The sequence below is a fragment of the Pelagibius sp. genome (assembly GCF_965249265.1).
GTDB lineage: Bacteria > Pseudomonadota > Alphaproteobacteria > Kiloniellales > Kiloniellaceae > Pelagibius.
On sequence record NZ_OZ252224.1, the window covers coordinates 3,580,158 to 3,599,608 of the forward strand.

Annotated in this window: 20 protein-coding genes; 11 read left to right on the plus strand and 9 right to left on the minus strand. The window is 64.2% G+C overall.

All coding sequences use genetic code 11. The features are described 5' to 3' along the window. Positions 1-478: 478 nt before the first annotated feature. The 8 genes from ccoN to ccoS are packed head-to-tail and all read left to right on the plus strand — an operon-like array spanning position 479 to position 8,239. Positions 479-1,975, plus strand: coding sequence for a cytochrome-c oxidase, cbb3-type subunit I (gene ccoN, locus ACP146_RS17110; RefSeq protein WP_422369666.1), 1,497 nt, complete (start codon positions 479-481; stop codon positions 1,973-1,975). 10 nt (positions 1,976-1,985) lie between these two features. Then, on the plus strand, positions 1,986-2,711 hold the full coding sequence (gene ccoO / locus ACP146_RS17115; protein ID WP_422367963.1) for a cytochrome-c oxidase, cbb3-type subunit II: 726 nt from the start codon (positions 1,986-1,988) through the stop codon (positions 2,709-2,711). Positions 2,712-2,723: 12 nt separating this feature from the next. Further along, positions 2,724-2,873: a cbb3-type cytochrome c oxidase subunit 3 gene (locus ACP146_RS17120; RefSeq protein WP_422367964.1), complete on the plus strand. Its 150-nt coding sequence runs from the start codon at positions 2,724-2,726 to the stop codon at positions 2,871-2,873. 2 nt (positions 2,874-2,875) lie between these two features. Further along, a complete protein-coding gene (gene ccoP / locus ACP146_RS17125) occupies positions 2,876-3,745 on the plus strand; it encodes a cytochrome-c oxidase, cbb3-type subunit III (protein WP_422367965.1) in 870 nt (289 codons plus the stop codon). Between the two features lie 15 nt (positions 3,746-3,760). Then, complete coding sequence (gene ccoG, locus ACP146_RS17130; RefSeq protein WP_422367966.1) at positions 3,761-5,260, plus strand: cytochrome c oxidase accessory protein CcoG; 1,500 nt, start codon at positions 3,761-3,763, stop codon at positions 5,258-5,260. Then, the gene (locus tag ACP146_RS17135; protein ID WP_422367967.1) at positions 5,257-5,775 is read left to right on the plus strand and encodes a FixH family protein; all 519 of its coding nucleotides are present in this window, start codon (positions 5,257-5,259) and stop codon (positions 5,773-5,775) included. The genes ccoG and ACP146_RS17135 overlap by 4 nt, the downstream gene beginning before the upstream one ends. Continuing rightward, a complete protein-coding gene (locus ACP146_RS17140; protein WP_422367968.1) occupies positions 5,763-8,066 on the plus strand; it encodes a heavy metal translocating P-type ATPase in 2,304 nt (767 codons plus the stop codon). The genes ACP146_RS17135 and ACP146_RS17140 overlap by 13 nt, the downstream gene beginning before the upstream one ends. After that, positions 8,063-8,239, plus strand: a complete 177-nt coding sequence (gene ccoS, locus ACP146_RS17145; protein ID WP_422367969.1) for a cbb3-type cytochrome oxidase assembly protein CcoS — start codon at positions 8,063-8,065, stop codon at positions 8,237-8,239. The genes ACP146_RS17140 and ccoS overlap by 4 nt, the downstream gene beginning before the upstream one ends. 15 nt (positions 8,240-8,254) lie before the next feature. Here ccoS and ACP146_RS17150 read toward each other — a convergent pair whose 3' ends face one another. The 9 genes from ACP146_RS17150 to cobA all read right to left on the minus strand — a co-directional run bounded on the left by ACP146_RS17150 (position 8,255) and on the right by cobA (position 16,952). Continuing rightward, positions 8,255-8,701, minus strand: a complete 447-nt coding sequence (locus ACP146_RS17150; RefSeq protein WP_422367970.1) for a hypothetical protein — start codon at positions 8,699-8,701, stop codon at positions 8,255-8,257. Between the two features lie 53 nt (positions 8,702-8,754). Beyond that, complete coding sequence (locus ACP146_RS17155; RefSeq protein ID WP_422367971.1) at positions 8,755-9,186, minus strand: Tsi3 family protein; 432 nt, start codon at positions 9,184-9,186, stop codon at positions 8,755-8,757. Positions 9,187-9,232: 46 nt separating this feature from the next. Next, positions 9,233-10,012: a DUF2189 domain-containing protein gene (locus tag ACP146_RS17160; protein WP_422367972.1), complete on the minus strand. Its 780-nt coding sequence runs from the start codon at positions 10,010-10,012 to the stop codon at positions 9,233-9,235. Positions 10,013-10,137: 125 nt separating this feature from the next. Continuing rightward, entirely contained in the window at positions 10,138-10,662 is a 525-nt protein-coding gene (locus ACP146_RS17165) for an LEA type 2 family protein (RefSeq protein WP_422367973.1), read from the minus strand. Positions 10,663-10,673: 11 nt separating this feature from the next. Continuing rightward, complete coding sequence (locus ACP146_RS17170) at positions 10,674-12,719, minus strand: AsmA family protein (RefSeq protein WP_422367974.1); 2,046 nt, start codon at positions 12,717-12,719, stop codon at positions 10,674-10,676. 48 nt (positions 12,720-12,767) lie between these two features. Then, positions 12,768-13,529 (minus strand): DUF4197 domain-containing protein, encoded by a 762-nt coding sequence (locus tag ACP146_RS17175; protein WP_422367975.1) that lies wholly within the window; start codon positions 13,527-13,529, stop codon positions 12,768-12,770. A 37-nt stretch (positions 13,530-13,566) separates the two neighbouring features. Continuing rightward, on the minus strand, positions 13,567-14,400 hold the full coding sequence (locus tag ACP146_RS17180) for a mechanosensitive ion channel family protein (RefSeq protein WP_422367976.1): 834 nt from the start codon (positions 14,398-14,400) through the stop codon (positions 13,567-13,569). Positions 14,401-14,745: 345 nt separating this feature from the next. Next, positions 14,746-16,116 (minus strand): cobyrinate a,c-diamide synthase, encoded by a 1,371-nt coding sequence (locus tag ACP146_RS17185; RefSeq protein WP_422367977.1) that lies wholly within the window; start codon positions 16,114-16,116, stop codon positions 14,746-14,748. After that, a complete protein-coding gene (cobA, locus tag ACP146_RS17190; protein ID WP_422367978.1) occupies positions 16,113-16,952 on the minus strand; it encodes a uroporphyrinogen-III C-methyltransferase in 840 nt (279 codons plus the stop codon). The genes ACP146_RS17185 and cobA overlap by 4 nt, the downstream gene beginning before the upstream one ends. A gap of 70 nt (positions 16,953-17,022) precedes the next feature. Between cobA and ACP146_RS17195 the strand changes: the two genes are divergently transcribed. The 3 genes from ACP146_RS17195 to ACP146_RS17205 are packed head-to-tail and all read left to right on the plus strand — an operon-like array spanning position 17,023 to position 19,351. Continuing rightward, positions 17,023-18,117 carry a cobalt-precorrin-5B (C(1))-methyltransferase gene (locus ACP146_RS17195; RefSeq protein ID WP_422367979.1) on the plus strand — a complete coding sequence of 365 codons (1,095 nt, stop codon included), beginning with the start codon at positions 17,023-17,025 and terminating at the stop codon, positions 18,115-18,117. Then, the gene (locus ACP146_RS17200; protein ID WP_422367980.1) at positions 18,114-18,863 is read left to right on the plus strand and encodes a cobalt-precorrin-6A reductase; all 750 of its coding nucleotides are present in this window, start codon (positions 18,114-18,116) and stop codon (positions 18,861-18,863) included. The genes ACP146_RS17195 and ACP146_RS17200 overlap by 4 nt, the downstream gene beginning before the upstream one ends. A gap of 41 nt (positions 18,864-18,904) precedes the next feature. Next, positions 18,905-19,351, plus strand: coding sequence for a DMT family transporter (locus ACP146_RS17205; protein WP_422367981.1), 447 nt, complete (start codon positions 18,905-18,907; stop codon positions 19,349-19,351). Positions 19,352-19,451 lie beyond the last annotated feature (100 nt).

A 19,451-nucleotide genomic window follows, 5' to 3' on the forward strand; every position in this document is an offset into this window, starting at 1 on the left:
CGGAAACGACGGCGTCACACCAAACTGTCGCGCGGCCTTCTGACGCATGGTAAGGGCCCGGCGCGGGGCGGTATCTTCGTTACATATCAAGGGCCGCGCCAAAAGATCCGTCAACGCCTTATGTGGCTTTGACCTGGATCAATGGCAAGCCTGGGTTAGGCTGCCATGACAGAGTAGTGGTGGGTAGCAAGAAAGCGCAGCAGATATTCAACCTGTGCCGAGAGGCATTCAGGGGTTTTCCTGCGGCAGCGCCGATGCCATCCACACAAAAAGAGACCGGCAGAACAGAATACGACTGGGGCGATCAATGAACAGCGCGAGCGAGGTTAGAACAACCTCACCTCTCACCTATGGCCTGGGCTTTATCCTGGCGCTTGGCGGCCTCCTGGGTCTTTTCCTGATTACCAATGCCCAGGACGCGGTCATTGCCGGACACGGCTATCTCTTCGTCGCCTTTTGCACCCTCGGCGTCTTCTGGATGATCAAGCGTCACTACGACGAGGCAGGCGCCCCGGTGATCGCCGAAAACGGCGTCGTCTACAACGACGCTGTGGTCCGGGCCGGTTGTATCGCCGCCCTGTTCTGGGGCGTGGTCGGCTTCCTGGCGGGCCTGGTCATCGCATTGCAGTTGGCCTTCCCCGCCCTCAACCTGGATCTGCCCTGGACCACCTTCGGGCGCCTGCGGCCGGTACATACCTCCGCGGTGATCTTCGCCTTTGGCGGTAACGTTCTGATCGCTACATCGTTCCACGTCGTCCAGCGCACCTGCCGGGCGAAGCTGGCCGGCGACTGGGCGCCCTGGATCGTCTTCTGGGGCTATCAGCTGTTCATCGTGATGGCGGCCAGCGGCTACGTCTTCGGCGTCACCCAGTCAAAGGAATATGCCGAGCCGGAGTGGTACGTGGATCTCTGGCTGACCATCATCTGGGTCGTCTACCTGCTGGTTTTCCTGGGGACCCTGGCAAAGCGGCGCGAACCGCACATCTACGTCGCCAACTGGTTCTACCTCGCCTTCATCGTGACCATCGCGATGCTGCACATCGTGAACAACCTGGCTCTGCCGGTATCGCTCACCGGGGCGAAGAGCTACTCGCTGTTCTCCGGCGTGCAGGACGCTCTGACCCAATGGTGGTATGGCCACAACGCCGTCGGCTTCTTCCTTACCGCCGGCTTCCTCGGCATCATGTACTACTTCGTGCCGAAGCAGGCGAACCGGCCGGTCTATTCCTACCGGCTGTCGATCGTCCACTTCTGGTCGCTGATCTTCCTCTACATCTGGGCGGGACCGCATCACCTGCACTACACCGCCCTGCCCGACTGGGCCCAGACCCTGGGCATGACCTTCTCGATCATGCTCTGGATGCCCTCCTGGGGCGGCATGATCAACGGCCTGATGACGCTGTCCGGCGCCTGGGACAAGCTGCGCACCGACCCGGTCCTGCGCATGCTGGCGGTCTCCGTCGCCTTCTACGGCATGAGCACCTTCGAGGGCCCGGTAATGTCGATCAAGGCGGTGAACTCCCTCAGCCACTACACCGACTGGACCGTGGGTCATGTGCACTCCGGCGCCCTCGGCTGGGTCGGCTTCGTCAGCTTCGGCGCGATCTACTACCTCGTGCCCAAGCTCTGGCAGCGCAGCCGCCTCTACTCGCTGAACCTGGTCAGCCTGCACTTCTGGGTCGCGACCATCGGCATCGTGCTCTACATCACCGCGATGTGGGTCTCGGGTATCCTCCAGGGCCTGATGTGGCGGGCCTACGACAGCCTCGGCTTCCTGGAGTTCTCCTTCGTCGAGACCGTCGAGGCGATGCATCCCTTCTACGTCATCCGTGCCCTGGGCGGCGCCCTCTACCTGCTGGGGGCCCTGATCATGGTCTACAACTGCTGGCGGACCATCCGCGGCGACCTGAAGGACGAGAAGGTTGCGGGCCTTCCCGTTTCACCTCAGCCGGCTTCGGCCGCAGCCGCACAGTAAGGAGGCGACCATGTCTTTCAAACACGACGTTATCGAAAAGAACTCGATCCTCCTGACTGTCCTGACCCTGCTGGTGGTTTCCATCGGCGGGCTGGTGGAGATCGCCCCGCTGTTCTATCTGGAAAGCACCATCGAAAAGGTGAAGGGCATGCGGCCCTACAGCCCGCTGGAGCTGGCCGGACGCAACATCTACATCCGCGAGGGCTGCTACAACTGCCACAGCCAGATGATCCGCCCGCTGCGCGATGAGGAGGAACGCTACGGCCATTACTCCCTGGCGGCGGAAAGCATGTACGATCATCCCTTCCAGTGGGGCTCCAAGCGCACCGGCCCGGATCTTGCCCGCGTCGGCGGCCGCTACTCGAACGACTGGCACGTCGCCCACATGATCAACCCGCGCTCCGTGGTGCCGGAGTCGATCATGCCGGGCTATCCCTTCCTGGCGGAAACCCCCTTGAAAGTTGTCGACGTTGCCGCCCACTTGCGCGCCAACCGCGGCGTCGGGGTGCCCTACAGCGATGAAATGATCGAGATGGCGGAGCAGGACCTGATTTCCCAGGCGGATCCCGATTCCGACGGCGCCGATGCGGTTCTCGAACGCTATCCCGGGGCCATCATCGCCAACTTCGATGGCAACCCCGAACTCACCGAGCTCGACGCCATCATCGCCTACCTTCAGATGATGGGCACGCTGGTCGACTTCGAGGCCTACGAGCCCGAAGCCAACTACCGCTAGGAGGCGCAGCGAATGACTTACGAAAGCGCAAGAGAGTTCGCCGCCACCTACGGACTGCTCTACCTGATGATTCTCTTCGCCGGCGTGCTGCTGTACGCCTTCTGGCCGAAGAACAAGAAGAAATTCGATGAAGCGGCACGGCGCCCGCTGGAGGATGACTGATCATGGCCGACCATAAGGAAATCGATCAGGTCTCGGGGGTCGAGACCACCGGACACGAGTGGGACGGCATCCGCGAATTGAACAACCCGCTGCCGCGCTGGTGGCTCTGGACCTTCTATGCCTGCTGCATCTGGGCCCTCGCCTATTGGATCGTGATGCCGGCCTGGCCGCTGATCAGCAGCCATACCGAGGGCTTCCTCGGATACTCCTCCCGCGCTCAGTTGGCCAAGTCGGTCGAGCGGGCCCGTGACGCGCAGTCGGTCTACCTCGACCGCATCGACGCAGCCTCGCTGGAACAGATCACGGCGGACCAGGAGTTGCTGGACTTTGCCCTGGCCGGCGGCAGATCGGCTTTCGCGGTGAACTGCTCCCAGTGTCATGGGAGCGGCGCCGCCGGCTTCGTCGGCTACCCGAACCTGAACGACGACGACTGGATCTGGGGCGGCGATCTCGACGCCATCAGCCACACGATCCATTTCGGCATTCGCTCCGATCACGACGAAACGCGTTTCAACGAGATGCCGGCCTACGGGCGCGACGAATTGCTGACCCGCGAAGAAATCGACGACGTCGCGGAGTACGTGCTCTCGCTCTCGAACAGCGGCAGCGACGCTGCCGCCGCTGCGCGGGGCGAGGTGACCTTTGCCGAGCAGTGCAGTGCCTGTCACATGGAAGACGGCGGGGGTAACTATGAATTGGGGGCGCCGAACCTGAGAGATGCCATCTGGCTCTACGGCGGCGACAAGAGTGCTGTGGTGGAATCAATCACCAACAGCCGTGCCGGCATGATGCCGGCCTGGACGGGGCGTCTGGACGAGGCGACCATCAAGAAACTGGCAATCTATGTTCACTCGCTGGGGGGCGGCGAGTGATCTTGAGGAGAGACAATGGTCGAACAGGCGGTCGCGGAGACCCCCGGCGCAGGAGTGAAGCCTGACCAACATGGGAGCGTAGAACGCTCCGACGCTGATGCGGTCAACAAAAAGGAACACCGTTCCCTTTATCAGAAGCGGATCAAGATCTATCCGAAGCTGGCAAAGGGTGCCTTCCGGCGATGGAAGTGGGTCATCATGGCGGTGACCCTGGGTATCTACTATCTGACACCCTGGATTCGCTGGGACCGTGGTCCCAACACCCCGGACCAGGCGGTCTTGATCGACTTTCCCGGGCGGCGCTTCTACTTCTTCTTCATCGAGATCTGGCCGCAGGAGGTCTACTACCTCACCGGCCTCCTGATCCTCGCCGCCATCGGGCTGTTCCTGATTACCAGTCTCGCCGGGCGGGTATGGTGCGGCTACACCTGTCCGCAGACGGTCTGGACCGATCTCTTTATCGCCGTAGAGCACAAAATTCAGGGCGACCGTGCCGCACGCATTCGCCTGGACAAGGCCCCCTGGGGGCCCGAGAAGATCTTCCGCAAAGCGGCAACTCAGATTGTCTGGGTGATCATCGCGATCGGCACCGGCGGCGCCTGGGTGTTCTACTTCGCCGACGCGCCGACGCTGATGGGAGACCTGCTCGCCTTCCAGGCGCCGCCGGTGGCTTACATCACCATCGGCGTCCTCACCTTCACCACTTATCTGCTGGGTGGTTTCGCGCGGGAACAGGTTTGCACCTATATGTGCCCCTGGCCACGCATCCAGGGCGGCTTGCTGGACGAAGAGTCTCTGGTCATCGCCTACAACGAAGACCGTGGCGAGCTGCGCGGCGCGCGCAAGAAGGACACCCACCCCGACAACCTGGGGGACTGCGTTGCCTGCAATCAGTGTGTGGCGGTCTGCCCCATGGGCATCGACATCCGCGACGGCCAGCAACTCGAATGCATCACCTGCGGCCTTTGCATCGACGCCTGCAACACGGTGATGGACAAGGTCGGCCTGCCGCGGAACCTGATCGAGTACTCCACACTGGCCAATGTCGAGCGGGTGCGCGCCGGGGAGAAACCGCGTCTGAGGCTGATCCGTCCGCGCACCATCATCTACAGCGGCCTTATTGTGGTGGTCGGCCTGATCATGCTGTTCTCGCTGATCACCCGTTCCGATCTCGATCTCAGCATTCTGCGCGACCGCAATCCGCTCTTCGTCACACTTTCGGACGGCGGGATCCGCAACGGCTATACCGTCAAGATCACCAACAAGCAGCACAACGAGCGCAGCTTCCGCCTGGTCCTGGAGGGCCTGCCCGAAAGCCGGCTTTCGGTCGTCGGGTCAGGTGCCGATCCGGAGGCCTTGACGGTTGGCCCCGACAGTCTGGCAAGTTATCGTGTTTTCGCGACGGTGCCCCGCGCGGCCCTGCAGGATAGCGCAGCCGACATCCGTTTCCGGGTCATAGATGAGAACGGAAACGAGGCGACCAACGATTCTGTCTTCCGAGGACCGGAGCAATGAGCAATGTCAGCCTGGAGAGGGAACCCATGATCATCCGCGGCAAGCACGTGCTGATGGGAATGCTGGCCTTCTTTGGGGTGATCATCTCCGTGAACCTGGTCTTCGTCTATTTCGCCCTCGGCACCTGGACCGGGCTTTCCACGGAGAACGCCTATCAAAAGGGCCTGAATTACAACGAGACCATTGCCGCCCGCGATGCCCAGAGGGCGCTGGGCTGGCAGGGCGCCGTTACCGTGGAAGCGGCGGCTGACGGCTCGGAGTTGCTGACCGTTGTGCTGCGCGACCACGATGGCCGGCCCCTGCCCGATCTGACCGTCAGCGCCCAGTTGCGCCGGCCGACCAATGAGAACTACGACGAATCTCTGACACTGGAGGAAGGAACAGCCGGCGAATACAGCACCACCCTTTCCTTGCCGCTGCGCGGCAACTGGGATCTTACCCTCTCCGCCAGCCGCGCCGGCGCGGCGCCGGAAGCGACGCCCTTTGAAATGAAGACGCGGCTATGGCTGAAATAAGCGCCGACCTTACCTCGGCGGCGAAACCCGCCGCCGAGGACCGTGCGACGCCGCCCCTGTGCTGCCCCGCGGGTATGGCAGTAGAGTTGGCCCAGATCGACGACAGCGGCCTGCGTGCCTCTGACTTCGCCGAGCAGCTCCGCCAGCATGAAGACGGCAGCGAATCGCTGACCCTGGTAGTGCAGAACCTGCATTGCCCGAGCTGCATCCGCAGCATCGAGTCGGCGGTCGAGAAGAAAGCCGGCCTCCTGAAGGCGCGTGTGAACCTTAGCACCCGACGGCTCGCCCTGCGCTGGGACCCAAAACAGACGACAGCCGAGCCATTGCTGGCCGCCGTCGAGGCACGGGGCTATCGTCTGGTGCCGCTGGACCCGGATCAGCTTGAAAGCGCGGAAGCGGCAGAGGGCCGCGAACTGTTGCGCGCCATGGCGGTGGCGGGCTTTGCCGCCAGCAACGTCATGCTTCTGTCGGTCGCGGTTTGGTCCGGCCTTGCCGCCGATATGGGTCCGGCCACCCGGACCTTGATGCACTGGGTTTCGGCGATGATCGCCCTGCCGGCGGTGGCCTATGCCGGGCGGCCGTTCTTCCGCTCCGCCCTGACGGTACTGCGCAGCGGCCACACCAACATGGACGTGCCGATCTCCCTCGCCGTCATCCTGGCTGCGGGCATGAGCCTGTCGGAGACCCTGCGCGGCAGCGAACATGTTTTCTTCGATGCCTCGGTCATGCTGCTGTTCTTCCTGTTGATCGGCCGCTTCCTCGACCTGCGCCTGCGCGGCCGGGCGCGCTCGGCGGCCGAGAACCTGACGGCGCTGAAGGCCACGGCGGCGACGGTGGTTGCCGCGGACGGCAGCCTGCGGAGCCTGCCCATCAACCGACTGAAACCCGGCATGACCGTCGCCGTCGCCGCCGGTGAGCGCATTCCCATGGACGGCGAGGTCCTCTCCGGCCGCTCGGAGGTCGATGCCTCCCTCCTCACCGGCGAAAGCCTGCCGCAGCCGGTGCACGAAGGCGCCGCGGTTTACGCCGGTACCGTGAACGGCGGCGGGGCGCTGCGCATTGCGGTTACCGCCCTGCCCGACGAAAGCCTGCTGGCGGAAATCGTGCGGCTGATGGAGTCCGCCGAGCAGAGCCGCGACCGCTATGTGCGCCTCGCCGACCGGGTCGCCCGTCTCTACGCCCCCGTCGTCCATCTGTTGGCCGCGGCAACCTTCGGCGGCTGGCTCGCCCTTTCCAGCCAGCCCTGGCAGGACAGCCTCATGATCGCCATTGCGGTCCTCATCATCACCTGTCCCTGTGCCTTGGGGCTGGCGGTGCCGGCGGTGCAGGTCGCCGCCGTCGGGCGCTTGATGAAACAGGGGATTCTGGTGAAATCCGCCGACGCGCTGGAGCGTCTGGCCCAGGTGGATACTGTTGTCTTCGACAAGACGGGCACCCTGACCCGGGGTTGTCCCTCCCTGCAGAACGCCGGCTCCGTCGATCCCGCGCTGCTGGCCCTGGCCGCCGATATCGCCCGTCACAGCCGCCATCCGCTGGCCCGCGCCCTGAGCCGCGCGGCGGCGGGCACCAATCGCCACCTTTCCGTTCAGGAGCATGCCGGGGATGGGCTTTCGACCGAAATCGACGGCAGGACGATCCGCCTTGGCCGCCGCGGCTGGTGCGGCGTTGATGACGGTTCCGCCGACGCTGCGATGGAGCTCTGGTTAAGCGGCGGCGACTTCGCCCCTCAGCGTTTCACCTTCAATGACGCGCCCCGGGCCGACGCCGCCGAGGTGATCACCGCCCTGCGCGCCCGCGGCATCGCCGTCGAACTGCTCTCCGGCGACCGCAGCGGCGTGGTGGGTCAGCTTGCCGAAGATCTGGGGATAGAAATCTGGCGCGGGGATTGCCGGCCCGCCGACAAGATCGCGCGGCTCGAAGACCTGAAGGCGGAGGGCCGGCGCACGGCGATGATCGGCGACGGCCTGAACGACGCCCCGGCGCTCGCCACCGCCTTTGCCTCCCTCTCCCCGGCGGAGGCGGCCGATGTCAGCCAGATCGCCGCCGATATCGTTTTTCAGGGCGAGCGCCTGTCGCCGGTGGTAGAGGCCATCGGCACCGCCCGCCGCGCCCGCGGGCTGGTGTTCCAGAACTTCGGCCTCGCCATGCTCTATAACCTGATCGCCGTGCCCATTGCCGTGGCCGGTTTCGTAACGCCGTTGATTGCCGCGGCGGCCATGTCGGGCTCGTCGATCATCGTCACCGCAAACGCCATGCGGCTGAACCTGAAAAGCCGGAACGAAGGCGCATGAGCGCCCTGGTCTACCTCATTCCGGCCGCCCTTTTCCTCGGGCTCGTCGGCCTCGTCGCCTTTCTCTGGGCGCTCAGAAGCGGTCAGTTCGAGGATCTCGACGGCGCCGCCCACCGCATCCTGCTGGATGAGGAGGAAGAGGAGCCTCGTAAAGGACAGCAGAACAAGGAATAGGCGAGCCAGCCGTCGCTATCCGCGGTTCTGCTCCGGGCTCCAGGGGTCTTCCTCCCAATTCCAGTAGCGGTTGGGGTTGTCTTCATCCAGGCCGGAGATGTGCAGCGTACGCAGGCTCTCCTTCACGAAGATCACCGGTTCCTCATAGGGATGGGCGTCGTAGATCGCCTTCAGCACCGACGTCAGTACGGTTTCGTTGGCGGGCAGAAAGAACGAGAGCTCCACACAAGGAATTGTTACGGCTTCTTCCGTCGGCGCGTTCCGCCCACCGGGCAGCGAGCGAAACTGCTGGACGCCCGGTGATGTCCTGAAGGCCACCTGATCGTAGTCGCCGTATTTCAGATCATGGCAGGCGACCACCGCTTTCATGATCACCTCGACGCAAACCTCCGGCGTCTGGGTGGTGACAAGGTAGCCGGCCTCGGTCGTAAAGCGGTCGTTGTCGAGCTTTGGCAGAGTCATCGCAGAAGATATCCGGAAAGGCAGGTCAATGCGGCTGCAACCCTATTCAGCCCCTATTCAGCAAGGTATGCTTCTTCGAGAACCGCCCAGGCCAGATCGAAGGACGGCTGCCCAAACTCGGTCTGGGTGACGGCTGTCACCGTGATCCAACCGCCAGCGACAGACTTGGCAGCCATAAGCTGATGCTCGACGCCGCCGGAGCCACCATTCAGGGTCGTCACTTCAAAATCCGCCGTGCCGCCAGCGATACTACGGCTGGCACTCTCCAAAAACGCCGGCCGCTTCTTGACATAACCGATCCTCACGTAGCGGGGCGAGCGGAGGCCGCCCGACTCCTGGAACACCAGTCCATCGGGCGTCACGCGATGATCGAACCCGATCGGAGCCGGCGCCATCAGACCGCTCTCATGGGCGATGACGCCGTCGAAACGGGGTGCGGTCGCACTTTCGTCCTCACAGGCCGTCAGGACGCAAACCAGCGTCACTGGGACTGCAAGGCTCCGCAGCCACGCGCCCCGGACAAGGCTCATCCTAACGCCCGATGGTGTCGCGATAGGCGTGCCACGTGGCATGGCCGACCAGCGGGAAGGTGACAATCAGGCCGATGTAGAGGGTCACCAGGCCACAGGCGGTGAGCAGCGCCACCAGCCAGGCCCAGAGCAGCATCGGCTTGGGGTTGCGGGTGACCGCCTTGATGGAGGTGATCACCGCGGTCATGAAGTCGACATCGCGTTCCATCAGCAAGGGCACCGAGACGACGCTGATCGCAAAAACCAGCGCCGCCAGCAGGGCCCCGGCGGCAGAACCGACAATCAGCAGCAGCAGCCCGTTGGCGGTGAACAGCAGGGTCGGCACGATTTCGGAAAGCGGCGGGAATTGAGTGGTGCCGAGAAAAAGCGCGAAGAGCAGGGTCGCCAGCCGCATCCAGACCAGAAGGACGATCATCAGGGTGACGCCGAGGAAGGCGAGCCGCATGGGTGAGCGCGTCGCCACGAAGAGCGCCGCCCCAAGGTTGACCGGCTGGCCGGTTTCCAGGCGGCGGCTCGTCTCGTAGAGGCCGACGGCCAGCATCGGCCCGATCAGCATGAAGCCGGCGGTGAGCGGCAACAGCAGATAGGTCAGGTCGGCCAAGAAGACACCGGCCGTAATGGCAAAGGACACCAGGCAGAAAAGCGCCCCGTAGGTCAGGCTGACGCCCGGGGCCTGCCAGAGGTCCTGCCAGCCGGCCGACAGCCAGGACCAGGGCCGTTCAAGTTCCAGTCGGCGGACCGGCGGAAATCCGGCCTGGGTATCGCTATGAGTAACCGTCATGACGCCTTCTCCCGGCAGCGCAAATCATTTGGGACTCGAGGACGCCCCAGCACTGCCCCGAATTTCCTGGCGCAATGATAGCCTGCCGTCTCCCTGGCCGGAAGCCCCGCGGTACGCTTTTAAGATCAGAAGCGCGGCTGCAGCGGATGGTCGGCGCGGATCTGCTGTTCGCGCGACAGCCGGAAGGTGCCGACGGTCTCGTAAGGGGCGCGGCGCCGGGCCAGACTGTCGAGATAGGCGACACCGTGGACGCGGTAGCTCAAATCGCCGCGCTCGGCCAGCAACACCATCTGCTGGACAAGGTCGATGACAGTCGTGGAAGCGGTCACCGAGAGCACCGCCTCGCCCAGGCGGGGCACGGTTACGGTCTCGTTGGAAAAACCGCTGGCGAAATCGGCGCCATTGACGTCCAGGTCGAACGTCAGTCCGTCCAGCGGCAGGGCGAAGTCGTTGGGATTGCCGATCCGCAGGTCGATCTGGAAGCGCTGTTCGAAGACGCCGCTGTCCAACAGGCGCAGATCGGTAATCCGAACCTGCGGCGGGATCGGGCTTGTGGAAGCGCAGGCCGCCAAAAGCACAAGGACCAGCGGCAGCGCGACCCAGCGCGCTGCCGCCGTTGTTCTTGCCCCAAGTTGGCGTTGGTGTTCCACAGCCGCGCCGATCAGTTGCCGAGGAGACCGTCGAGCGGCGATTTCGATTCGCCGTCCCCGCCCGACTTGGGCGCCAGCTTGTCCAGCAGCCCCTTGGCGCCGCCCTCCGTTGCGTCCTTCAGGCTGTCCGCATCCGGCACCTTCTCCAACAGAGCGCCCGGATCCTTGATCTGGTCGCTCAAAGCGCCCGCCAGATCCGGTTGATAGGAGATGTCGTGCCAGGGACCGGTCACCTTGATCGGCACCGCGATGCCGGCAAGATCGGATTCACCGCCCTGACCCTCGAGCGAACCGACCAGCTTGGGCTTAACCTGGTAGTCAACGGTGCGCGGCGGCAGAGGAATGGTGCCCTCCCCGGTCATCCGAACCAGCGGAGCGACAAGCGTAAGGTCCTTGTTGGAGACGATCCCCTTGTCGATCTGGAAGGTGCCGGACAGCTCGGCAAAGTCCGTCTGCTCGGCGGAATCGAAGGACTGCTCGATGGCCGCGGCGGAGATGTTGCGCATCATGGCGGCTAGGTTGATGCCCTTGACGGCACCGTCCTTGAAGACCACGGCGCCATCGCCGTTCAGGCTGGAAACCAGTTCACGCTGGGAAGCGCCGGCAGCCGTCACCGAGAGCTTGGTCTCCGTCGTGCCGAGAATGCGGTCGAAGTCCGCAAGATCGGTCAGGAAGGGTCCGGCCTGGAAATTGGCGAGGTCGAAGTCCGCAGAAATCGCCGGCTGGCCGCTGGCGCCGTCGACCACGATGGTCCCCTTACCGGCCCCCTCGTAGAGCAGCATTTCCGACAGATCGGCCGTCAGCTTGCTGTCCTGCAGAAGCACCGTAAGGCTGCTCTTGCCGATTTTCACTTCCCGGAACTGAATGCCGCCGGCATTGAAGGCGAGATCGGCATCCAGAGCGCCAAGGGCGGAAACGTCGATCGGCTCATCGCTCCAATCACCTTGCCCGCCTTCGGCACCGGCACCGGAACCGCCGCTGCCCGAAGCAGCCGCCTCACCCCCGCCTTCACCTTCCGGCGGCAGATAGGGGTTCAGGTTCAGTTGATCGACATTGAGTTCCGCTTTGATGACTGGTTTGGCGCCCCGCGCATCGACCGAGAACAGACCGTCGGCGGCAATCTCATCGACCGAGAGCTTGGCATCCGTAAGCGCGACCTTGGCGCCGGTCATTTCAAGCACGCCTTCCAGATTGAACGGCCCCAAGCCGTCACCCGGGAACTCCAAGGGATTGCCGGTCCAGGCCGCCAAATTGCGTATCGAAGGGACAGCAAGGGCAAGCTGGCCCTGCAAGCCCAGTGCATCCGCATTGCGTGCCGCGCCGTCGAAGGAAAACGTGACCGGTGCAGCCTCGACCGTCATGGCGAGATTGCTTGTCTCTCCCGACATCAGGTTTCTTGGGCTCTCGGCATTGACCGACAGCGTGACGGTCTCGCCTTTCCAATCGGCAGAGCCCTCTGCGGCAAAAGGCTCCGACAGGCTGGGCAGGGAGAGTTCCATGTTGACCGCGCTGAGGGTTTCCTCCTGCCCGCTCTGCCGATCGGCGTAGGAGAAGGTGCCGTCGATCAGACGCACCTCGCCGAGACGGATTTCGCTGACCGCGGAACCGCCGCCACTCTCGCCATCACCCGCGCCGCCGGAAGTCTCACCGCCGGCGGTATCGGCCTGGCCCGTTTGAATATCCCAGTTGGGCTTGCCGTCGGCATCGACCTCGAGGCTGATCACCGGACGCTCCAGAATGAAGCGGTCGACGGCTACCTCACCGCCGATCAGCGGCAGGATCTGCAAGGCAACATCGAGCCTTTCGATGGTCGCCATTTCAGGCGCCGCAGCCCCGGGTGCATTGGAGAAACCGACATCTTCCACGGAAATCGCAATCGCCGGGAAAAGTGAGAGCGAGATGGGGCCGTCGATCCGCAGGTCGCGGCCGGTCGCCTGCTTCGCCTGGGCCTGGATTTCGGCCTTGTAGCTTTCCAGCGGGACGAACTGGGGAATGATGACCACTGCCGCAACAAGCAGGACCACAATCACGCCAAGCCCGATCAATACCTTTTTCATCTTACCTAAGCCCTCCAAAGTTGGCGCCGCCCGAACGCGCGGACACCGTTACTCCCCAAATACCTTCTGCAGAATTTCCGTGCTGCGCTTGGCGGGATCGCTGCGGATCGCGGCTTCTTCACGCGCCACATAGGTGAACAGTCCGTCCAGCGCCTGCGCCAGAGTATAATCGGTCAGATCCGCCTTGGCATCGGGCACGAAGGGGATCGTCTTATACTGCTCCATCATATTGTCATAGGCCGCAATGGCGCCGACGTCAGCCAGGCTGTCATCGATCACAGGGCGCATGGCGTCCGACAGGGGCGCCGACATCTTGTCCTGAAAGTAGCGGGTTGCCGCATCGTCCGGCCCGTTCAGGATGCCTTCCGCATCCTCCACCGACATCTCCGAAATCGCATCCCAGAAGATCTGCTTGGCCTGGGGCGTCGCCTGTTCGGCGGCACGGTTCAGACGCAGCTCAACCTCGTCGGCAAGATCGGACATGCCGACGGCCTGCAGGGCCGACTGCACTTTCTGCAGAGAGTCCGGTAGCGGAATGTGAATATCGGGATCGGCGTTGAAGCCGTCTGTCTGGCCGAGTTGGCCGACCACCCGTTCGGTCCCGACCCGCAAGGCCTCGCGCAGGCCGTCGCCGATTTCCGCCGCACTCAGGCTGGTCGCGGAGAGGCCGCCCGCAGTTTCGCCCTCGCCGGATTTCAGAAGATCTTTGGCTTTGTCGAAGAGACTGCCCTGGGCCAAGGCCTGGCCGGCAGGGTGCAAAACAGCCAGGGGCAGGACAAGAAGGGCCAGCGCCAGGGCCCAAGCCCCCACGCCGGCCCGTGAGAGACCGCGCCTGTCGCGCGCTTTGCTACTCCGCAGCAGCCGCGCCTGCCGTGTGGACCATACGCTGCGGGTAGGGAATAGAGATGTTTTCTGCATCCATCCGATTCTTTAGGTTCTTGGTCATATCGAACTTGAGCCCCCAGTAGTCCGCCGCATTGCACCAGATGCGCACCGTGAAATTCACCGAGCTGTCGCCCAGGTCAGTCACGGCGGCCATGGGCGCCGGGTCGGCAAGGACCCTGGAGTCCTTTTTGACCTCATCCACGCAGGCTGCAAGCCCGCGGTCGATGTCGTCTTCATAAGCGATGCCGATCACCAGATCGACGCGCCGCGTTGGGTGAAAGCTGTAATTCTTGATCGCCGAGCCCCAGAGTTGGGAGTTCGGCGCAATGATCTGCACATTGTCCGGTGTCGCCAGTTCGGTGACAAAAAGCGTGATGCTCTTCACCGTTCCGGCCAAGCCGCCGCCTTCTATGTAGTCGCCGATCTTGAAGGGCCGGAAAAGCAGCAGCATGACCCCGGCGGCGACGTTGCTGAGGGTGCCTTGGAGGGCGAGGCCGATGGCCAGACCGGCGGCGCCCAGGACGGCGATGAAGCTGGTTGTCTCAATCCCGAACTGGGCCAGAACTGCAACAACAGTGAAGATGACAACCGCGTAGTAGGCAAGACTGGCAAAAAACGCCCGAAGCGTCTCGTCGACCTTCTCCACCTTACTCAGCGCCTTGCTGACTGCCGACTTCACCCAGCCGGCAATCATGAAGCCGACGATCAGGATGATAATGGCGCCGACAACGCTCAGGCCGTAGGTGGTGATCAGACCCACCACCATCCCCCAGATACCTGAAATTGAATCGTCCATTTAACGTTCCCCAGACTTGTTGGCGCGGCATTCGAAACTGCCGGTGTTACCGGCTGCTGTCCGCACTTTGTTGTTCTGCTCTTGCGACCTCGTGCGAGTAACGGCGGGAGCCCCCGACAAATCCCCGGAAATCCCGACCGCCCATCGGTTTAGTCACCCTCTTTTTAATAACCTAATCAAAAAGCAAAGCAAGACTCAATGATCTGCGTAGCTTTCTTCGAAGGAAAGCAGAGTGCTGCGATCACAAGAAGGTCACGAGACTAGACCGTTTTTCGCAAGCGCGATCCAAAGTCAAATCTGTGACGAATACAACCTTAGAGGTCTTTCCGACTGTCTGGAAGATAATTACGCGCCGGCGTCTTCACGATCGATCAGATGCAGGAAGGAACCCATGACCTTGCCCCGGCGCTGCCCGGCCAGGTGGCGGTCCTGACCCGCGGCATCCGTTACCGTAAACAAGGGTTCGTCGCCATCGCTCCGCGCCGAGGCGTAGTGAAACTCATGCCCCCGGTAAGCGCTACCCGCCGGCCCCAGGGGGCCGTCCTGCATGAGCCTGGCACGCCGATACCCCAAGACCCGGGCGGCGGCCTTCAGCGAGCTTTCGACAGCCAGAAGGTCAAGCATCTCATGGCTCTGCCCCTCGGCGTCTTCCAGGCTTCTGCCGAGCACCATGTAGCCGCCGCACTCCCCGTAGATGGCCGCGCCCCGCCCGGCGGCAGACCGCATGGCGGCCTGGAATCTCTTGTTGGCGGCAAGCGTCGCGCCATGTAACTCGGGATAGCCGCCGGGCAGATAGACCGCGTCGGCTGCCGGGTCCGGGCCCTCATCGGCCAGCGGAGAGAAGAACGACAGTTCGGCACCGGCATCCCGCCAGCCCTCCAGGGTCAACGGATAGCAAAAGGCAAAGGCCGTATCCGCGGCCACAGCGATGCGCTGACCAAGGGGCGCCAGGGGCGGCGACCACGCCTGCGCCCTGAGGGAAGCGGGCCGGAGTGTGGCGAGAAGGGTCGCTTCATCGAGACCCGCGGCCAGAGCATCGGCGGCGGCGTCGAGAAACAGGTCGAGCGACTCGTCTTCGCCGGCCTGAACCAGACCCAAATGACGGGATGGCCGCGTCAGGCCGGGGACCCGGCGCAGGACGGCCAGAACCGGCATCGCAGCGGCATTGCAGGCTTCCCGCAACAGACGTTCATGCCGGTCGGAAGCGACCGCGTTCAGGATCACGCCGCCGAGCCGAACGCGTTCATGAAACTGGGCAAAGCCATGCGCCAGGGCGGCGACGGAAGCCCCCATGCCTTGGCAGTTGACCACCAGAACCACGGGCCAGGACGCCGCAGCCGCCAGGGAAGCGGTGGAGCCGGCGGCCAAGCCCCATTGGTCTTCCACAGGCGCCCCGTCGAAGAGGCCCATGACCCCCTCGCCGACAACCAGTTCCGCATCCTCGGCTGTCTTCTCGAGCGCCGCCGCCAGGGTTTGCGGCCGCATGGCCCAGGGGTCGAGATTGAAACAGGGGCGCCCGGCGGCGGCGGCATGGAAAGCGGGATCGATATAGTCGGGACCGACCTTTACGGCGGCGACCCGATGGCCGCGGCGGCGCAACAGGCGCAGGAGGGCGAGGGTGACGGTGGTCTTGCCGCTGGCCGATGCCGGGGCGGCGATCAACAGCCCGGCCGGCCCAAGCCCGGACAGACTGCCCCCCGCCCCTTCGCCGCTCATCCCGTTTCGCGCCGGCTGCGCAACCCGAGGGGATCGTCGTCCAGAGCCCGGCCTCCGGCAGCCCCCTGCCAGTCGAGGCCGGCACGCAGGCGCACCACCTCGCCGACCACCACGATGCAGGGCGGTTCGATTCCAGCCGCTGCGACGTCTTCGGCGCAGCACGACAGGCTGGTCTCCAGGATGGTCTGGGCAGGAAGTGTCGCCTGGCTGACAACCGCCACCGGTTCCGCGGCCGGGCGTCCATGCTCGATCAAGGCCCCTGCAATCGTGGCGATGTGCTTCAGCGCCATGTACATCACAATAACCGGAGAGCCCTTGGCCAACGCCGCCCAGTCGATGCCGTCGGGCACCTCACCGCCGACGCCATGGCCGGTCAGAAAGGTGACCGCCGAGTTGGTATCACGGTGGGTCACCGGAATGCCGGCATAGGCCAATCCGCCGATTCCGGCGGAAACCCCGGGGATGATGCGAAACGGCACACCGGCGGCCACCAGGGAAAGCGCTTCCTCGCCGCCACGGCCAAAGACGAAGGGATCGCCGCCCTTCAGGCGCAGCACCCGCTTGCCCGCCTTGGCGAAACGGACCAGGCGCTGGGAGATATCGGCCTGCACCGGTGACGGCCGCCCGCCGCGCTTGCCCGCATAGACGCGCTCGCACTCAGGCGGCGCCAGATCCAGCACCGCCTCGCCGACCAGGGCGTCATAGACCAGCACGTCCGCCTGGCGCAGGGCGTTCACGGCATGCAGGGTCAACAGACCGGGGTCGCCGGGACCGGCCCCGACCAGCCAGACCGTGCCCGGCTGAAACACCGGCAAGCCATCAAGCGTGTTATTCATACGCAGGAGTGTAGACGCAGCAGCCCGGCTAGCCTAGTCAGGGAAAAGCCTGGATTTGTAGAATAACGACATGACGCGAAAGCCTGAGGGGGAATTGCGGCGCGGCTGGACCACCGGCGCCTGTGCGACAGCGGCGACCAAGGCCGCCTATACCGCCTTGCTGACCGGCAGCTTTCCCGACCCGGTGACCATCACCCTGCCCAAAGGGGAGCAACCGGCTTTCGCCCTGGCGCGGGAGGCTCTTGGCGACGGCCGGGCCAGCGCGGCCATCGTGAAGGACGCGGGCGACGACCCGGATGTCACCCACCTGGCCCTGGTCGGCGCGACCCTGCGCCTCGCGGAGGCCGGCAGCGGCATCGTCTTCAAGGCCGGGCCCGGGGTTGGCACCGTCACCAAACCGGGTCTGCCTTTGGATGTCGGCGAGCCGGCGATCAACCCGGTACCCCGGCAGATGATGCAGGCTGTCATTGCGGAGGTCGCCGAGGCCCATGGCGCGCCGGGCGACGTGGAGATCGAGATCTCGGTGGACGGCGGCGAAGACCTCGCGGCAAAGACCTGGAACCCGCGGCTCGGCATTCTCGGCGGGCTCTCGATCCTGGGAACAACGGGCGTCGTGGTGCCGTTCTCCTGTTCGGCCTGGATTCACTCGATCCACCGCGGCATCGACGTCGCCCGCGCCAACAAGCTGTTACATGTCGCCGCCTGCACGGGCTCCACTTCCGAAGCGGCGGTGCAAAGACTCTATGGCCTGCCGGAGATCGCCCTGCTCGATATGGGCGACTTCGCCGGCGGTCTGTTGAAGTACCTGCGCAAGCATCCCCTGCCCCGCCTGACGCTGGGGGGCGGCTTCGGTAAGTTCTGCAAACTGGCGGCGGGGCATCTGGACCTGCATTCCGGACGCAGTCAGGTCGACTTCGATCTGCTGGCCGAAACCTTGAAGAGCCTCGGCGCGGCAAAAGACCTGATCGACGAAAGCCGCCGCGCGAACACCGCCAAACAGGTACTCGATATGGCGAGCGCCGCCGGCCTTCCCCTGGCCGACAGCATTGCCGAAGGCGCGCGGGACCGGGCCCTCGCCGTGCTGGAGGGCGAGACCGAGGTGGAGGTATTGATCTTCGATCGTCAGGGTGGTCTCGTCGGTCGCGCTTCCGGTTGGGCGGCATGACGGCAAGGCACCGTATCCTCCTGCTCGGCGGCACCGGCGACTCCCGCGCCCTGGCGGCGCGGCTGGTCGAGCGCCATGACCTGGAGGTCATCACCTCTCTGGCTGGCCGCACCGAGCATCCCCTGGCCATTCCCGGTTCGCTGCGCATCGGTGGCTTCGGCGGCGTCGATGCCCTGGCCCGATACCTGGATGAAGAGAAGATCGATCTTTTGATCGACGCCACCCATCCCTTTGCCGAGCGCATCTCCGAAAATGCCGAGGCCGCCTGCCGCGAAAGCGGTACACCACGGCTGGTGCTCAGCCGTGCGCCCTGGCAGCCGGTCGCGGGCGACCACTGGATCACGGTGGCCGATGCCGAAGCGGCCGCGGAAGCGCTGAAAGGCCTTGCCCGACAGGTGTTTCTTTCGGTCGGGCGCCAGGAGCTGGAGGCCTTCGAAGGCCTCCGCGACATCTGGTTCCTGGTCCGTATGATCGACGCCCCCCGTGGGGACCTGCCGCTGAAAAACTATGAGGTGGTGCTGGGCCGCGGCCCTTTCGAGGCCAATGGCGAGCGCGCGCTCATCCTGCTGCACGGCATCCAGGCCCTGGTCACCAAGAACAGTGGCGGCGAGGCCACCTATGCCAAGATCGCCGTCGCGCGGGAACTCGGCCTACCGGTCATAATGATCGAACGGCCCTCAGTTAGAAAGGCGGAGGTCGCCGCTTCGGTCGACGAGGCCTTGAAGTGGATTTCACAGCGGCTCTGACCCAGCCGAAGACAGCAAACCGGAACCGGGAGAAAACACCAATGGCCGCAACATTCTGGACTGCCCTGATTCTGGTCGGCGTCGGTGGCATGGCACTGGCCATCCAGGCGCCGATCAACGCCGCTCTCGGCCGCAGCGTCGGCGACGGCATCACCGCCGCCATGATCTCCTTCGGGATCGGTTTCCTGCTGCTGCTGGGATTGGCCGCAAGCCGCGGCGCCCTGCCGCCGCTGACAGCCCTGAAAGCCGTACCCTGGTGGTGTTGGACCGGTGGCGCCTTTGGCGCCTTTTACGTCTGGGCCGTCTTGTGGAGCGTTCCCAAGCTCGGTGTCGTGACCACTTTTGCCGTTCTGATTTTAGGGCAACTCCTGGCCGCACTGCTTCTGGACGCTAACGGCGCTTTCGGACTGCCGGTCAAGGAAATCACAATCCCAAGAGTCGGTGCCGTTGCCTTGGTGGGCGCCGGTCTGGTGATTTCTCGGTTTTGAATCGGCGTGATCTTCAGACCAATTCCGCTGGTCGATGTGTCGTCTTCGAAGGCGATAGCATCGATTCGCGGTTATCAATAATCAAATCGAACTGAGCAAA

What these genes read in the sequence shown, in the direction of transcription:
- cobA (WP_422367978.1), bottom strand. Translation starts at nt 16,952, where the DNA reads ATGAATAACACGCTTGATGGCTTGCCGGTGTTTCAGCCGGGCACGGTC.
- ccoN (WP_422369666.1), top strand. Translation starts at nt 479, where the DNA reads ATGATCAAGCGTCACTACGACGAGGCAGGCGCCCCGGTGATCGCCGAA.
- ACP146_RS17140 (WP_422367968.1), top strand. Translation starts at nt 5,763, where the DNA reads ATGGCTGAAATAAGCGCCGACCTTACCTCGGCGGCGAAACCCGCCGCC.
- ACP146_RS17180 (WP_422367976.1), bottom strand. Translation starts at nt 14,400, where the DNA reads ATGGACGATTCAATTTCAGGTATCTGGGGGATGGTGGTGGGTCTGATC.
- ACP146_RS17150 (WP_422367970.1), bottom strand. Translation starts at nt 8,701, where the DNA reads ATGACTCTGCCAAAGCTCGACAACGACCGCTTTACGACCGAGGCCGGC.
- ACP146_RS17170 (WP_422367974.1), bottom strand. Translation starts at nt 12,719, where the DNA reads ATGAAAAAGGTATTGATCGGGCTTGGCGTGATTGTGGTCCTGCTTGTT.
- ccoG (WP_422367966.1), top strand. Translation starts at nt 3,761, where the DNA reads ATGGTCGAACAGGCGGTCGCGGAGACCCCCGGCGCAGGAGTGAAGCCT.
- ACP146_RS17200 (WP_422367980.1), top strand. Translation starts at nt 18,114, where the DNA reads ATGACGGCAAGGCACCGTATCCTCCTGCTCGGCGGCACCGGCGACTCC.
- ccoO (WP_422367963.1), top strand. Translation starts at nt 1,986, where the DNA reads ATGTCTTTCAAACACGACGTTATCGAAAAGAACTCGATCCTCCTGACT.
- ACP146_RS17120 (WP_422367964.1), top strand. Translation starts at nt 2,724, where the DNA reads ATGACTTACGAAAGCGCAAGAGAGTTCGCCGCCACCTACGGACTGCTC.
- ccoS (WP_422367969.1), top strand. Translation starts at nt 8,063, where the DNA reads ATGAGCGCCCTGGTCTACCTCATTCCGGCCGCCCTTTTCCTCGGGCTC.
- ccoP (WP_422367965.1), top strand. Translation starts at nt 2,876, where the DNA reads ATGGCCGACCATAAGGAAATCGATCAGGTCTCGGGGGTCGAGACCACC.
- ACP146_RS17195 (WP_422367979.1), top strand. Translation starts at nt 17,023, where the DNA reads ATGACGCGAAAGCCTGAGGGGGAATTGCGGCGCGGCTGGACCACCGGC.
- ACP146_RS17185 (WP_422367977.1), bottom strand. Translation starts at nt 16,116, where the DNA reads ATGAGCGGCGAAGGGGCGGGGGGCAGTCTGTCCGGGCTTGGGCCGGCC.
- ACP146_RS17160 (WP_422367972.1), bottom strand. Translation starts at nt 10,012, where the DNA reads ATGACGGTTACTCATAGCGATACCCAGGCCGGATTTCCGCCGGTCCGC.
- ACP146_RS17205 (WP_422367981.1), top strand. Translation starts at nt 18,905, where the DNA reads ATGGCCGCAACATTCTGGACTGCCCTGATTCTGGTCGGCGTCGGTGGC.
- ACP146_RS17135 (WP_422367967.1), top strand. Translation starts at nt 5,257, where the DNA reads ATGAGCAATGTCAGCCTGGAGAGGGAACCCATGATCATCCGCGGCAAG.